General features: G+C 43.2%; 15 protein-coding genes. 13 read left to right on the top strand and 2 right to left on the bottom strand.

Annotated elements, in window-relative coordinates; translation table 11 throughout:
* The first annotated feature begins 111 nt into the window (after nucleotides 1-111).
* The 6 genes from L2729_RS17670 to L2729_RS17645 are packed head-to-tail and all read left to right on the top strand — an operon-like array spanning nucleotide 112 to nucleotide 5,063.
* Complete coding sequence (locus tag L2729_RS17670) at nucleotides 112-894, top strand: DUF3450 domain-containing protein (RefSeq protein ID WP_248989448.1); 783 nt, start codon at nucleotides 112-114, stop codon at nucleotides 892-894.
* Nucleotides 894-2,249 (top strand): MotA/TolQ/ExbB proton channel family protein, encoded by a 1,356-nt coding sequence (locus L2729_RS17665; protein ID WP_248989447.1) that lies wholly within the window; start codon nucleotides 894-896, stop codon nucleotides 2,247-2,249. The genes L2729_RS17670 and L2729_RS17665 overlap by 1 nt, the downstream gene beginning before the upstream one ends.
* Nucleotides 2,249-2,773 carry a MotA/TolQ/ExbB proton channel family protein gene (locus tag L2729_RS17660; protein ID WP_101093565.1) on the top strand — a complete coding sequence of 175 codons (525 nt, stop codon included), beginning with the start codon at nucleotides 2,249-2,251 and terminating at the stop codon, nucleotides 2,771-2,773. The genes L2729_RS17665 and L2729_RS17660 overlap by 1 nt, the downstream gene beginning before the upstream one ends.
* Before the next feature lie 13 nt (nucleotides 2,774-2,786).
* On the top strand, nucleotides 2,787-3,191 hold the full coding sequence (locus L2729_RS17655) for an ExbD/TolR family protein (RefSeq protein ID WP_101093564.1): 405 nt from the start codon (nucleotides 2,787-2,789) through the stop codon (nucleotides 3,189-3,191).
* 1 nt (nucleotide 3,192) lies between these two features.
* Entirely contained in the window at nucleotides 3,193-3,813 is a 621-nt protein-coding gene (locus L2729_RS17650; protein ID WP_248989446.1) for an energy transducer TonB, read from the top strand.
* Nucleotides 3,814-3,815: 2 nt separating this feature from the next.
* Nucleotides 3,816-5,063 (top strand): tetratricopeptide repeat protein, encoded by a 1,248-nt coding sequence (locus L2729_RS17645; RefSeq protein ID WP_248989445.1) that lies wholly within the window; start codon nucleotides 3,816-3,818, stop codon nucleotides 5,061-5,063.
* A gap of 77 nt (nucleotides 5,064-5,140) precedes the next feature.
* Here the strand turns inward: L2729_RS17645 and L2729_RS17640 are convergent, their stop codons facing one another.
* Nucleotides 5,141-5,653 (bottom strand): diguanylate cyclase domain-containing protein, encoded by a 513-nt coding sequence (locus tag L2729_RS17640; RefSeq protein WP_248989444.1) that lies wholly within the window; start codon nucleotides 5,651-5,653, stop codon nucleotides 5,141-5,143.
* 75 nt (nucleotides 5,654-5,728) lie between these two features.
* Between L2729_RS17640 and L2729_RS17635 the strand changes: the two genes are divergently transcribed.
* The 6 genes from L2729_RS17635 to L2729_RS17610 all read left to right on the top strand — a co-directional run bounded on the left by L2729_RS17635 (nucleotide 5,729) and on the right by L2729_RS17610 (nucleotide 11,318).
* The gene (locus L2729_RS17635) at nucleotides 5,729-7,552 is read left to right on the top strand and encodes a DUF885 domain-containing protein (protein WP_248989443.1); all 1,824 of its coding nucleotides are present in this window, start codon (nucleotides 5,729-5,731) and stop codon (nucleotides 7,550-7,552) included.
* A gap of 109 nt (nucleotides 7,553-7,661) precedes the next feature.
* On the top strand, nucleotides 7,662-7,940 hold the full coding sequence (locus tag L2729_RS17630; protein ID WP_101093559.1) for a peptidylprolyl isomerase: 279 nt from the start codon (nucleotides 7,662-7,664) through the stop codon (nucleotides 7,938-7,940).
* A 36-nt stretch (nucleotides 7,941-7,976) separates the two neighbouring features.
* Entirely contained in the window at nucleotides 7,977-8,510 is a 534-nt protein-coding gene (locus L2729_RS17625; RefSeq protein WP_248989442.1) for a GNAT family N-acetyltransferase, read from the top strand.
* Between the two features lie 79 nt (nucleotides 8,511-8,589).
* On the top strand, nucleotides 8,590-8,835 hold the full coding sequence (locus tag L2729_RS17620; protein WP_180961101.1) for an RNA-binding S4 domain-containing protein: 246 nt from the start codon (nucleotides 8,590-8,592) through the stop codon (nucleotides 8,833-8,835).
* A 9-nt stretch (nucleotides 8,836-8,844) separates the two neighbouring features.
* The gene (locus L2729_RS17615; RefSeq protein ID WP_248989441.1) at nucleotides 8,845-9,231 is read left to right on the top strand and encodes a ribonuclease E inhibitor RraB; all 387 of its coding nucleotides are present in this window, start codon (nucleotides 8,845-8,847) and stop codon (nucleotides 9,229-9,231) included.
* Nucleotides 9,232-9,350: 119 nt separating this feature from the next.
* Nucleotides 9,351-11,318 (top strand): NERD domain-containing protein kinase family protein, encoded by a 1,968-nt coding sequence (locus L2729_RS17610; RefSeq protein WP_248989440.1) that lies wholly within the window; start codon nucleotides 9,351-9,353, stop codon nucleotides 11,316-11,318.
* A 26-nt stretch (nucleotides 11,319-11,344) separates the two neighbouring features.
* On the opposite strand, the gene gcvA is transcribed toward L2729_RS17610, so the two are convergent.
* Nucleotides 11,345-12,235 (bottom strand): transcriptional regulator GcvA, encoded by an 891-nt coding sequence (gcvA, locus tag L2729_RS17605; protein WP_248989439.1) that lies wholly within the window; start codon nucleotides 12,233-12,235, stop codon nucleotides 11,345-11,347.
* A gap of 149 nt (nucleotides 12,236-12,384) precedes the next feature.
* Here gcvA and L2729_RS17600 point away from each other — a divergent pair, with 149 nt between their 5' ends.
* A complete protein-coding gene (locus L2729_RS17600) occupies nucleotides 12,385-13,164 on the top strand; it encodes a TSUP family transporter (RefSeq protein ID WP_248989438.1) in 780 nt (259 codons plus the stop codon).
* Nucleotides 13,165-13,340: the final 176 nt, after the last annotated feature.

Raw genomic sequence — 13,340 nt, 5'->3', positions numbered from 1 at the left:
ATCACAATAGAAAGACGAGCTTAGGCACTGGGAACTAAAGTAAAATAAGCAGACGCACCCTGTTGTCGATAAGTTAAAGCTTTTTTAATCACTTCAAATTGGTTGGGAACTATGTCCAAGGTAAGCAATAAAACAAAAATCGCTACAGCGCTCATTGGCGCATTAGCCTTAGCAGGCAGCAACTTAGTGATTGCAGATCCTCTTTCTGACGCTCAGAAAGCAGACAGTAAAATTCACACTGAAGCTGCAACGTCTCAGAAAAAAGTTGATAAGTATTTTGACCAAGCTCAGGACATGTTGTTCGAGTATGGTTCAGTTGCTGATGAACGTGAATCACTAAAATCTTATAACGATTATGTAGCTGGCTTGGTTGCGGACCAAGAATCTACCATGAAATCTATTCAAGGTGACATCAACGGCGTTGATTCATTACGTCAGGGCGTAGTGCCATTGATGTTCAAAATGGTTGATGCACTAGAGCAATTTGTTGCTCTCGATCTACCGTTTAATCTGGAAACACGTGAAGCACGAGTGAACAATCTTAAGACGCTACTTAATAGCGCTGAAGTCACATTGGCTGAAAAGTATCGCCTCATTCTTGACGCATACTCAATTGAACGTGAGTACGGTACTACTCTTGCGGTTAAAACAGGGCAACTTAAGCTAGACGGTAAAGAGGTACTAGTAGACTTTTTCAACTTCGGTCGTGTATCACTATACGCAATGAGCTTGGATCAGAAGTCTGCGTGGATGTTTAACGGAGAAACTAAAGGTTGGGACCAGTTAGAAGATAGTAATCTTCGCGAACTCACCAAAGGTATCCGTATTGCTCGTAAACAGGGCGCACCAGATCTATTCTCGTTACCAATTCCTGCTGCGGAGGCTGCACAATAATGAAGAAGTTAATTACTACAGCAATCGTTGCTGCAAGCCTATTATTCACCGCTGGTTTCGCAAGTGCTGCAGATGCACCTAAAACAATTGACCAACTGCTTAATCAAGTAAAGGTTGATCGTGCTAATGCATCTAAGACAAACGCGAAGCGTGAGCAAGAGTTTAAGAATGAGCGTGGCGATAAAGCTGCATTGCTAAAGCGTGAAAAAAACGCACTAGCAACGGAGCGTCAACGCGGTAAAGATTTGAATCAAGCGTTTTTGGATAACGAGCGTAAAATCGGTCAGTTAGAAGAAGACTTAAAAACAGCTCAAGGTGACTTGGGTGAAATGTTTGGTGTTGTTAAAGGTGATGCTGGTGATTTCGCTGGTAAGCTAGCTGGCTCTAACATTTCTGCACAGTATCCTGGTCGCGAAGTATTCATCGCTGATCTTGGTGCACGTAAGCAACTTCCAAAAATTGACGAGCTAGAACGTTTCTGGGAAGAGCAGCTGTTTGAAATGGCTGAATCTGGAAAAGTTGTTAATTTTGAAGGTTCTGTTACTGCAATTGATGGTAGCGTTCACAATACAACGGTTACTCGTATTGGTGCATATAACCTTCTAGCAGATGGCAAATACGTTGTATTTAACGCTGATTTAAGTCTCATTCAGGAACTGTCACAGCAGCCTGGTGGTTACCAAGTTAAATCAGCAGCAGCCTTCCAAGAAGCGACTTCTGGTACTGCTAACCTTTATGTTGACCCTGTTCGCGGTGTTCTATTAAACATCTTTACTCAAAAAGCAACTATCGAAGAGCGTATTGAAGCGGGTGGAACCATTGGTTACATCATTATCGCGCTACTTATACTTGGTGGCATGATCTCTATCGAGCGTCTTATTACGCTAGGTATTGTTGGCGCTAAAGTTAAAGCTCAACGTAAGAATATAGATAACCCAGGTAATAACGCATTAGGTCGTGTACTTAAAGCATACCAGGACAACAAAGATGTTGATGTTGAAACGCTAGAGCTGAAACTTGATGAAGCAATTCTAAAAGAAACGCCAGCGCTTGAAACACGTATCTCTATCATCAAGGTACTAGCGGCTATCGCGCCTATGATGGGTCTACTAGGTACAGTAACCGGTATGATTGCAACCTTCCAAAGCATTCAATTGTTTGGTACGGGCGATCCTAAGTTAATGGCCGGTGGTATCTCTATGGCATTGATGACAACGGTACAAGGTCTAGTTGCGGCGCTACCGCTGATGCTTATGCATGCGATTGTTATTGCACGTAGTAAGTCAATCGTACAAGTTCTAGAAGAGCAAAGTGCGGGTATTGTTGCTTCACACGCAGAGAAGAGGAAAGCCTAATGTTATTCCTGATGGATATCTGGGATTCCGTCAGGGGCTTCATGGCCGCCGGAGGAGACATCCTCTGGTTAGTGGCAGGTGTATTGTTTGTCATGTGGGTATTGATGCTTGAGCGCTACTGGTATCTCAATTGGATATCACCAAAAGAGCACTCAGCAATCATTAGCGCATGGGAAGCACGAGAGGATTCAACCTCTTGGTATGCACACCGCATCCGTGAAGCTTGGGTATCCCAAGCGAAGCAAGATTTAACGGCACGTATGCTGCTTATCAAAACCTTAGTTGCAATCTGTCCTATGATAGGTCTGCTAGGTACCGTAACCGGTATGATATCAGTATTCGATGTGATGGCAGTTCATGGAACGAGTAATGCTCGTATGATGGCAGCTGGTATTTCAATGGCAACCATGCCGACAATGGCAGGAATGGTTGCAGCGTTATCGGGAGTATTTTTTAGTACTCGCCTTGACGCAAAAATGAAAATCAGTTTAGCGAAGCTAAAAGACAGCATGCCGCACCACTAGAGAGAGATTGAACATGGCACGTAGAAAGCATTCAAGCGTAGACGAAGAAGCAGAGATTGATATGACACCGATGCTCGACATCGTGTTTATCATGCTGATCTTCTTTATTGTAACAACCTCGTTTGTAAAGCCATCAGGTCTTGACTATAACAAGCCTGAAGCGTCACAAGCGACTAAGAAGCCTTCTGCTAACATCTTTATTGGTGTGAGCAAGACTGGTGTCATCATGATGGAAAACCGTCAAGTTGATATCGAACGTGTAACTGCAAACGTTGAGCGTATGCTTGCAGAAGCACCAGAGGCAGCGGTATTAATTCAAGCAGACCAAGACGCTAAACATGGTTTAGTGGTTAAGGTTCTGGATAACGTTAAAGCTGCGGGTATCGATAAGATATCTGTGTCGGCGGGGAAAGACTAGTATGCTGAGAGGAATAGTATCATTCATTATTGGTGGTGCTGTGACTTTTGCTTTGTTTGTCTTCATGGCCTTTTTGGTAGGTGGCGGTCCAACCCGCCACGATGCCTCGACAGAATCACCTGTCATTGAAATAACCATGAACAAAGACGATGCATCAGCGCAGAAAAAGCCAAGGGTTAAGCCTAAACCGCCTACGCCCCCAGAGCAGCCGCCAAAGCCGGACGTAACACCGCCCGATAACTCATCTGACATCGATACTAACATGTCATTTAACATGGGTGGAGTTGATGCCGGTGGTGCTAATACTGGATTTAAACTAGGTAATATGATGACGCGCGATGGTGATGCTACGCCAATCGTACGAATCGAACCTCAGTATCCAATAGCAGCGGCACGTGATGGCAAAGAGGGTTGGGTTCAGCTTAGCTTTACCATTAACACATTAGGTGGTGTTGAAGACGTTAAAGTCATCAAGGCTAACCCTAAGCGTATCTTCGATAAAGCCGCTCGTAGAGCCCTGAAAAAGTGGAAATACAAGCCTAGAATTATCGATGGTAAAGCGCAACGTGTTCCAGGCCAAACGGTTCAATTGGATTTCACTTTTGATAAAGGAGGAAAGTAGGTATGAGTAAAGTAACTTCTATCGCTGCTGCCTTAATGCTTTGTCTTGGGGGAAGTCTTGTTATTGTGCCTGCTGTTTCTGCAGCAGAAAAATGCCCGATTGAGCAACGTAAATCTAAGGCTGTAGGCCAAAGTGCGGCTAAAAAAGTACAGAAATCATTTAAAGCATATACTGAAGGCAACATAGACGAAGCTATAGCGATATTGTTGGAAGTAAATGCTAAAAATAGTTTCGATAAAGCTTATGTTGCTCGGATGCTAGGTAACTTCTACGCCGAAAAAGGGCAAATGAAAACGGCGGTTAAGTATTTAAAAGCAGCCGTTGAGTCAAATATTCTTGGTGGCGTTGATCATGCTCAAACTCTAAGACTTTATGCGGATCTCTTAATTCAAGAGAAAAACTTTAAAGAGTCTATTCCAGCTTATTACAGTTGGATGGAGTTTACTTGTAAAGAAGATGCAGGCGTATACCGTCGTATAGGTATTGCGTATTCTGAACAAAAGCAGTGGGACAAAGTTCTTGAAGTTGCAGATAAAGGTCTAGGAATTGTTGACAAGCCTGATAAAGGTTTGTATCAAATGAAGCTGACGGCTTACTTTAACCAAAAGAAATACAAAGAAGCCGTAAAAGTCCTCGAGACAATGGTGCCTTTGTTCCAAGACGATAAACGTCTATGGGTTCAGCTCGCTCAGTTCTATTTGATGACAGAGGAGTTTACAAAATCCTTGGCCACTTATGACTTAGCGTATATGAATGGATTCTTGGAGACTCCGGGTAACATTCAGCGTTTAACGCAGTTGTTAGCACAAAATGGTTCGCCATACCGTGCTGCTCAAATCTATGCTAAGCATTTGAAGTCTGGTTTAGTGAAGGAAGATCAAAAAACCCTCGCTATCTTGGCAGGTTTCTATCATAACTCGAAAGAGTTTAAAGAAGCTGCTGCGACTTACGGCAAAGCGGCCGCGATAAACAATGACGGTAAGCTTTACCTTCGTCAAGGACGTGTCTTGTCTTTGGATGGTAAAAGCAAGCCTGCAATCGCAGCCCTTAAAAAAGCACTTGATGCTGGCGTAAAGAACCCAGGAGAAGCTCAGTTTGAGCTTGCATTATCTTATCTCAACCTGAAGCAGTATAAGAGCGCATATAAGTATGCGAATCTTGCAGCTAAGGATAAGAAAACAGCAAGAGCGGCTAAGAGTTACCTGTCTTATATCAAAGAAAAAGCGCGCGTTCATAACGTAACACTTTAACTTTTTGATATCGAAAAAAGCCTCTTTTTAAGAGGCTTTTTTTATGGGCGCTAAACAAGCATAGTGATGGTTTTAAATTAGCTTCTTAGGTGAATCAGTGTTTCGTTAAAGGCGCTGTTACTGCGCATTTTCATTGTTTGTTGTTCGACAGTCTCAAATAGGGTTTCAAGGTAAACGTTCGCGCTCGGATAACAGATACAACCCGTTAGTTCATACGATATTTCAGAGTGGCTATTAGCTTGAAATGCTTGATTGAAATCGGCAATTTTATGTTCTAATCTATCGATTACAATTTTTGTACCCGTCTCGTCAGTTTCAAAAATACCCAATGCAAAGGACTGATTATCAAGTCTTGCTAGCAGATCACTGGTACGCATAAGTGCATCTTGGACTTGCTTCATGAATAATTCTAACAATTGAGGCTGGGAAATAGTTTCATGAATGTGCGGGCATAGATACAATAAGGCCAGACTTTGGTGATCACGTATATGGCGATGCCATTCTCGATTGAATACTTCCATAAAATAGGTTTGGTTATACACACCTGTTTCAGGATCTCTAAAACCAGAATTACTAAAAGAGTAAATCATGAGCCACTCCTAATGAGACTTGTGGTTAAGTATAGAAAAGATCGCTCACTTACATTGAATAAAAGGAAGATTAGAATGAAAAAGGCGATAGTCGCACTATCTATTAGCATGGTACTCGGTATGACGGGTTGCGGTGATAAAGCGAATACTCAATTAAATGAATCAGATGTAGGTACGAGTACGCAGTTAAGCCAACAACAAACAGTAGAACAAACTTATTTGTTATTGGTCGATAATTATTTTAAAGAGTATTTAGCGCTTGAACCTATTTACGCTACGTTCGTTGGGGTTAATGATTACAACGATAAATTTGGTGATGGATTGTCTGACGAATACCTGACACAGCGTCATAATTTGAATAAGCGTTATCTGAGTGACGTTAAAAAAATCGACCGTAGCAAACTGTCTAATGACTTAAAGCTAAGTTATGACATGTTCACCTACGACCGCAATGTCGCCATGGCGGATGAGACTTTTCCTAACCATTTTATGCCAATGAATCAGTTTTACAGCACCGTCATTAGCATGGTGCAGCTTGGCAGTGGCGAAAGTGCTCAACCTTTTCAAACCGTAGAAGACTACCGTAATTGGGAGAAACGTTTACAAGGATTCATCGAGTGGATGAAAATGGCGCAAGTGCGTATGGATGAAGGGATTGAGAGTAAGGTGGTGTTACCAAGAGTGTTAGTCGATCGCATCATTCCTCAACTGACGGCTCAATTAGTTTCAACCCCAGAAGATAGTCTGTTTTACACCCCTATAAGCTTAATGCCAGAGTCGTTCTCTGTTGCAGACAAAACAGCGCTCACCATTGAATATAAGCAACTCATTACTGACGATCTTTTACCTGAATTAACAGCACTACGTGATTATTTCCAAAACACGTATCTAAAATCTGCTCGTGCAACTGACGGTTGGTGGGGCTTACCCAATGGCAAAATGTGGTACCAACATCTTGCTAATACTCATACTACAACGACGATGCCGGTAGATGAGATCCATAAAATTGGTTTAGACGAAGTTGCCCGTATATTGTCAGAGATGGACAAAGTGCGCCAACAAGTCGGCTTTAAAGGTGATTTAACCGCTTTCTTTGCTTCACTATCTTCTGAGCCGCAGTATTTCTTTGAAGACCGTCAGGGGCTTATCGATGGCTATATGCAGCTTAAAGATAAGATTAATGCTGAGCTGCCTAAGTACTTTAATATCATGCCAAAGGCTGATTATATCGTTAAGCCAGTAGAAAGTTTTAGAGAGCAATCGGCAGCGGGTGCGTCGTATGAATCTCCAGCGGTTGACGGTTCACGCCCTGGGGTGTTTTACGTCAATACCTATAACCTTAAGGCTCAGCCAAAGTGGGGCATGACCACTTTATCACTGCATGAAGCGGCCCCCGGTCATCACTTCCAGATTGCGATTAAACAAGAGTTGACGGGCGTACCTGAGTTTCAACGCTTTGGTAACTACACGGCATTCGAAGAAGGTTGGGCTTTATACTCTGAATATTTAGGTATTGAGATGGGGCTATTTACAGATCCGTATCAGTACTTTGGAAAGTTATCAGACGAAATGTTACGTGCTATGCGTTTGGTGGTGGATACAGGGTTACACGCAAAAGGCTGGACTCGTGAGCAAGCAATACAATATATGAAAGATAACTCGCCCATGGCTGAGTCTGACATTATTGCGGAAGTCGAACGCTATATGGCGATACCAGGACAAGCCCTATCTTATAAAATTGGTCAGTTAAAAATATTGTCATTGCGTGCACAAGCTGAAAAAGCGCTAGGCGATAAGTTTGACTTACGCGCTTTCCATGATCAAATATTGACGTCGGGCTCACTGCCTATGGAAGTGATGGAACTGAAAATTAATGACTGGATAGCGTCACAACAATAGAATACATAACTGGTAAACCCCGCTGGAATGTCCGCTAATATTTGGGATATACTAGCGGGGTTTAATTTTGCCAAACAGGCAATTATTTTTAATTTATAGGAGTTAATCCATGGTACAAGCAACAGCAAGACATCTACTAGTAGATACAGAGCAGCAGTGTGAAGAGCTAAAACAACAGATCCTTGGTGGTGCTGATTTTGGTGATGTCGCTAAAGCAAACTCGTCTTGCCCATCTTCTGCTCAAGGTGGTGATTTAGGTTCATTTGGACCCGGTATGATGGTTAAAGAGTTTGATGAAGTGGTATTTAACGCGCCTTTGAACGAAGTTCAAGGTCCAGTTAAAACACAGTTCGGTTACCACTTGTTAGAGGTGACGAGCAGAGGCTAATCCGCCTGCTGTTTAGTTGTCTATAAAGGATAAGGCATGCTCGAGCTGTATACCGACAGACTTAGGTTAAGAACCGTTATCGCCAGCGATTGGGATGATTTTTTATACACTAATTCATGTGAAATATTGAATCAGTACGTTCGTATTCCTCAGTCTGAATCGGTCATACGCCAAAAGTTCGAGCGTGTGCTCACCCCCAATAACCTTAAAGAAGACCAACAGTTATCTTTGGTTATTGAAGCGGTGCACAGTAAGAGTTTTATCGGTTTTTTGAGCTTGCATAATGTAAGCCAAACACTTGGGCAGTTAGAAGTCGGCTATATGCTGCATGACAACGCGCAAGGAAAAGGTTATGCCACTGAAGCTTTGCAAGGGTTGATAGATTGGGCATGTATTGCGCTTATGCCACATAAATTTATCGCACATTGTGCTGACCTTAATATAGCGTCAACAAAAGTACTCGAAAAGTGCCATTTTCTGCAAGAAGGTTTGTTACGCCATAACTGGAAAGTGGGCGATGAATGGCTAGATGAACGATTTTATGGCCTCCTTGTGGCAGAAAGAGTTTAGCCACGCTATAAAGCGTGCGCTCGCTTGATGATTTGAGTGTTATAATGCCAACAGTTTAGTAAATTTAAGGCGAATTAAAGTGAGTTCAGATACTCCAACGCTGACATTAAAGTCAGGCGAAGAATATATCGAGTTATACAAAGTATTAAAAGTCCAAGGAATGATAAGCGGTGGCGGAGAAGCTAAGCATATTATTTCGGAAGGCAAAGTGACGGTTAACGGTGAAGTAGAGACCCGTAAACGTAAAAAAGTCATTGCGGGTGAAGTTGTCAGCTTTAATGACGAATCAGTTCAGATTATTGCAGCGTCCGAAGAAAGCGAGTAGAGGATTAATATGCAGTTTCCAGATGATGATAACGGCAAAATGCTACAAGCAATGGCCGATGCAGGTATCGATCTATCGCTTGCACTTGATGTCGACTTCTTTTTGGTTTTTGAAGACCAACGCGATGCAGAGACAGCAACTGAAGAGCTAGGCAAGTCAGATCTAGAAGGCGAAATTGAGCTTCTCTTAAATGACGAGTCAGGTAAGTGGGAACTTATCGTATGCCTCAATATGGTTCCTGACTACAACACCATTGTAGAGCAAGAGCTTAGCTTGCATGAGTTTGCTCAAGAGTTTGGCGGCGTGACTGACGGTTGGGGCGTAATGCAGAACCAAGAAGGTGACGACGACTTTGCTGATGACGACCATGAATGTAGTGATGATTGTAAACACTAATGAGTGTTAAACATCAGCTCTGAAAATGAGTTTTAAAATAAGCCACTTTATTAGTGGCTTTTTTGTGTCCAGACGTTGAGAATGTTAAAACAAAATAATTGCCACAGAGGGAGAAAAGAATGGCAAGAATGATAAGTTTTGGCACGCCGGTAAACGATGCTGAGCGTTGGGCATTTTCATTGCTAGCAGATGAACTCCCAGAAGATTATATCTTACTCACCAATGTAGAAATTCCCACTAAATCTGGTCTGGCAATGGAAGTCGACGCACTCGTTATTGGCGAGTGGGGCGTTTACGTTGTTGACGTTAAAGGCTATATCGGCCGATTAGATGCAGGTTTGCATGCTTGGTCACTTGATGGACGTGAAGTCGACAATAGCTTAGCTAAGGCTAACTACGTTGCTCGTGTCTTGGCGGGCAACGTCAAGCATAAGATCCCTGTCGGTGTTTATGCTCCTTGGTGTCAAGGCATGGTGTTTATTACAGGCCGTAAAGGGGAAGAGATTGAGCTTGAAAAACATCAAGGCTCTTTGAGTATTTATACTCCAAAACAGATTGTTGCAGCGCTAACCACAGAGTGGGGGCTGACTGCACCTAGAAAGCATCAAGTGACAAATACCCAAAAAGAGCTGGTGCTTGAAACCATTGGCCAAGTCGCCATCGTTGAGCAACGTAATAATAAAATCCAAGATTTCACTAAACTAAAATGCCTATTTATTCAAAGTGGATTAGAAGTCTGGCAGGCTGAATATAATCCGGGTGAATGGACCGCTCCATGGCTGTTAAAAGTATTAATCCCGACTCAGTTTGACGATAGCAGCCAATCTGAGACCCATGAAGCCCAGCTTAGAACTGAATTTCAACGCCTACAAGCGTTGTCTGGCTGCAGTGGTGTGCCTTATTGTGCGCCATTAATACAAGACGGCGAGCAACTCGTTTTGCCTATTCGTATGCCGCGTGGTGTGCCGCTTAACGTGCTTGAGTCGGAGCAGATGACCACTTATCAGTTGCTTGAAATACTGCGCCGCAGTGTGTCGGGCTTACAACAGATCCATCGTCGCGGCTTTACCGTCAGTGGCTGGACGAGCAACTGTATTTTTGTATCAGACATGGGTGATGTCGAATTCATTGATATCAAAGACACACTGAGTGTTAACAACGATATCAAAGCCTATGCACAAGGGTTCTTAGCGATCGCTGAGCAGACTAAGCAACCTCGAGTATATCAATGGTATCGCGCCGCTGTTGCGGGTGAAACCAATGACTTAGATGCACTGCGCTGCGATCTCTCTGCATTGATCGACCAAGGTGTTTGCGATACGGTGCCTGAACACATTGAGATCACCAAAGGCGCCGTTATTGATCATCATTTTGAATTAGAGCAATTTATTGCAGCCACTAAGACAAGCCAATTTTGGCGGGCAAAACACCTGCAAGGACAATACCAGTGCGGTATATCAATTTATAGCAGCGTCGAAGCTAATTGGTCTATGCTCAGCAACACTTATCGGAGTTTAGCCAAACTTTTTCACCCCCATATAGAAAAAGTCCTCGCCTTTGGCCAACTGCCGCAAAGTGAAGAGCTGTTTATTGCTCGAGCGTGGGAGTATGGCGTCTCCATAGATGAGTTAACGGTCATTGAGTTGGGTCAGCCTATTAAATGGTTTACCCAGCTGCTTACAGGCTTGCAGTATATGCATCAAATGGATATCTACCATGGGGCTATTTGTCCTAAAAATATCATCTGTAATCCCAATAAAGCGATTCTGGTGAACTTTGGTATTGGCCTCGATATCGCCGCAAGCCATTATGCAAGCCAGTATGCGGATCCCACGCTGTGGGATGTTGAAGGGCAAGCTGAAAAAGATCTTTATGGACTAGTGGCCAGTTTTATTGATGCGTTGGCTCCCGAAAATGTCAAAGGTGATTTAGGGCAAGCAGGGATCCTCCAAGCGCTAGAATCCTTCGATAGGCAATGGTTTGGAGAGGCTCTTTTTGATGCTTGTCATAAAGTGTTGCGCTTTGAAATCGTTGTCCAACCGGGTATCAGTTACTTAGAACTGTTCGACATCGCAGAGTTACAGTGATAACACATTGGTAAATAGCCAATTTGTTACGTCTCTCTATAGGGGCTAAATAGTTCGAGTAACCAATCAATAAACGCTTGTACTTTTAATGATAGGTTGCTCGATTTCGGCGTTAAGAGGTAGTAGCTGTATGGGCTAGTGAATTTCGCTACAAAAGGGATCACCAGCTTGCCACTTTTAAGCTCATCTTCAATAAAAAAGCGTGGAATAAGTGCCACACCCATACCACTTACCGCCGCTTGGCTCAGCATGTAAAAGTGTTCTACACCAAACTTGTTTTTTGTTGTTAGCTTAATCCCCACATCTTCAGCCCAAAGCTGCCAAAGATCAGGCCGCGTCGTATGTTTTAGCAGTGTCATCTGGTTGATTGATTCCAGAGATGTTAACTGCTGGCTTAATTCGGGTGAACACACAAGGCAAAGATCTTCATCCATTAACTTCATCACATTGACCCCTTTCGGGATTGAGGTGGCGCTCCGTACTGCGATGTCATATTTAGCGCTACTGAAATCAACATCAAAGTCACCAATTGAGAGATCAACATAAAGGTGCGGAAATCGAGATTTAAAATCCTCCATGCGTGGGATAAGCCAACTAATGGTTAAGCTAGGGAGCACGTTAATGGCCAAGGTTTGAGTGCGTAACGGATGATCAATTAGGTCGGCAGTGGCATTATTAATCGTCTGCAATGCTGATTGAACATTAATAAAGTACCTCTCGCCCTCATCGGTGAGCTTTAGGCTACGGTGCTGCCGAATAAACAATGGGGTACCCACATACTCCTCTAATATTCTAACTTGCTTGCTGATAGCACCATGAGTCACAAATAGTTCTTTACTAGCAATTGTAAAGCTAAGTAGTCGAGCAGCAGCTTCAAAGGCGCGTAGAGAGTTAAGAGGCGGAAGATGAGAGTACATTCGTTATGCCTTGTTTTACTTTGTATGAGTTCTTACATTGGTTCTCGTGTGAGTTTAACTCACGCTAACAATACGATAACTCCTTTGTGTTTTGACTGCAAACCTCGTTTAATAGCGGCACTTTACTTATTAACTTAACCTGAGCCCAAATGACAATTGAACTCACCATAGAGCTTATTGCTCTGCTATTTTTTGTGGCAGTCGTTGCCGGCTTTATCGATGCAATAGCAGGTGGCGGCGGTTTGTTAACCATTCCTGCGCTTATGTGGGCAGGTTTACCACCAACAGTCGCATTAGCCACTAATAAATTACAAGCCTGTGGTGGCAGTTTCTTTGCCAGTATGTACTTTGTCCGTAAAGGTCTTATTAATTTGGCAGATATGAAGCTAAGTATCCTCTGTGCCTTTATTGGTGCAGCAATAGGGACCATTGCCGTGCAGATGATAGACACCGCTTTTCTTGAGGTTATGTTGCCGTTTCTGATTCTAAGTATTGGCGGTTATTTTCTGTTTTCGAAAAAAATTACTGAAGAGGAAAAACACCAAGTACTGACACCGGCAGTATTTGCCTTTACGGCCGCATTAGGTGTGGGTTTTTATGATGGGTTTTTTGGTCCAGGTACCGGCAGTTTCTTTGCATTAGCATTTGTCTCCTTGGCGGGCTACGGCCTTGCGAAAGCGACAGCACACGCTAAAATTCTCAACTTCTCTACTAACATTGCCTCGTTGATCTTTTTTGCCATCGGCGGCAAAGTTTTTTGGATGCTTGGGGGAGTCATGCTGGTAGGGCAGGCAATCGGCGCGACACTCGGCTCGCGTTTGGTGCTGACTAAAGGCACTAAAATCATTAAGCCATTAGTGGTGACGATGTCGATAGCCATGAGCATCAAACTGTTGTCTGAACAATATGATCTTTTTTTCTGGGTCTAGGCACCTTTGAATGAAAGTGAGTCTTGCAATGAAGGCGAGTGACATTTTACGTCTTCGATAGTGGTTGAAGTGGTCAACTAATTTTGGCCAAGGACTTAGAGTCATTCTGAAATAATCGTTCAGACTCTGCAGGCGTCAAACCACCGTTGTACTGATGTGGCCTGACTTGGTTGTAA

The organism is Shewanella gelidimarina (assembly GCF_023283945.1).
Taxonomy (GTDB): Bacteria; Pseudomonadota; Gammaproteobacteria; order Enterobacterales; family Shewanellaceae; genus Shewanella; species Shewanella gelidimarina.
Note: the sequence above shows the minus strand (reverse complement) of the source record. Positions and strands in the feature narration are given on the sequence as shown.

Coding starts and splice junctions, on each gene's coding strand:
- L2729_RS17615 (WP_248989441.1), top strand. CDS start 8,845: ATGCAGTTTCCAGATGATGATAACGGCAAAATGCTACAAGCAATGGCC.
- L2729_RS17610 (WP_248989440.1), top strand. CDS start 9,351: ATGGCAAGAATGATAAGTTTTGGCACGCCGGTAAACGATGCTGAGCGT.
- L2729_RS17665 (WP_248989447.1), top strand. CDS start 894: ATGAAGAAGTTAATTACTACAGCAATCGTTGCTGCAAGCCTATTATTC.
- L2729_RS17630 (WP_101093559.1), top strand. CDS start 7,662: ATGGTACAAGCAACAGCAAGACATCTACTAGTAGATACAGAGCAGCAG.
- L2729_RS17635 (WP_248989443.1), top strand. CDS start 5,729: ATGAAAAAGGCGATAGTCGCACTATCTATTAGCATGGTACTCGGTATG.
- L2729_RS17645 (WP_248989445.1), top strand. CDS start 3,816: ATGAGTAAAGTAACTTCTATCGCTGCTGCCTTAATGCTTTGTCTTGGG.
- L2729_RS17660 (WP_101093565.1), top strand. CDS start 2,249: ATGTTATTCCTGATGGATATCTGGGATTCCGTCAGGGGCTTCATGGCC.
- L2729_RS17625 (WP_248989442.1), top strand. CDS start 7,977: ATGCTCGAGCTGTATACCGACAGACTTAGGTTAAGAACCGTTATCGCC.
- gcvA (WP_248989439.1), bottom strand. CDS start 12,235: ATGTACTCTCATCTTCCGCCTCTTAACTCTCTACGCGCCTTTGAAGCT.
- L2729_RS17655 (WP_101093564.1), top strand. CDS start 2,787: ATGGCACGTAGAAAGCATTCAAGCGTAGACGAAGAAGCAGAGATTGAT.
- L2729_RS17640 (WP_248989444.1), bottom strand. CDS start 5,653: ATGATTTACTCTTTTAGTAATTCTGGTTTTAGAGATCCTGAAACAGGT.
- L2729_RS17600 (WP_248989438.1), top strand. CDS start 12,385: ATGACAATTGAACTCACCATAGAGCTTATTGCTCTGCTATTTTTTGTG.
- L2729_RS17670 (WP_248989448.1), top strand. CDS start 112: ATGTCCAAGGTAAGCAATAAAACAAAAATCGCTACAGCGCTCATTGGC.
- L2729_RS17650 (WP_248989446.1), top strand. CDS start 3,193: ATGCTGAGAGGAATAGTATCATTCATTATTGGTGGTGCTGTGACTTTT.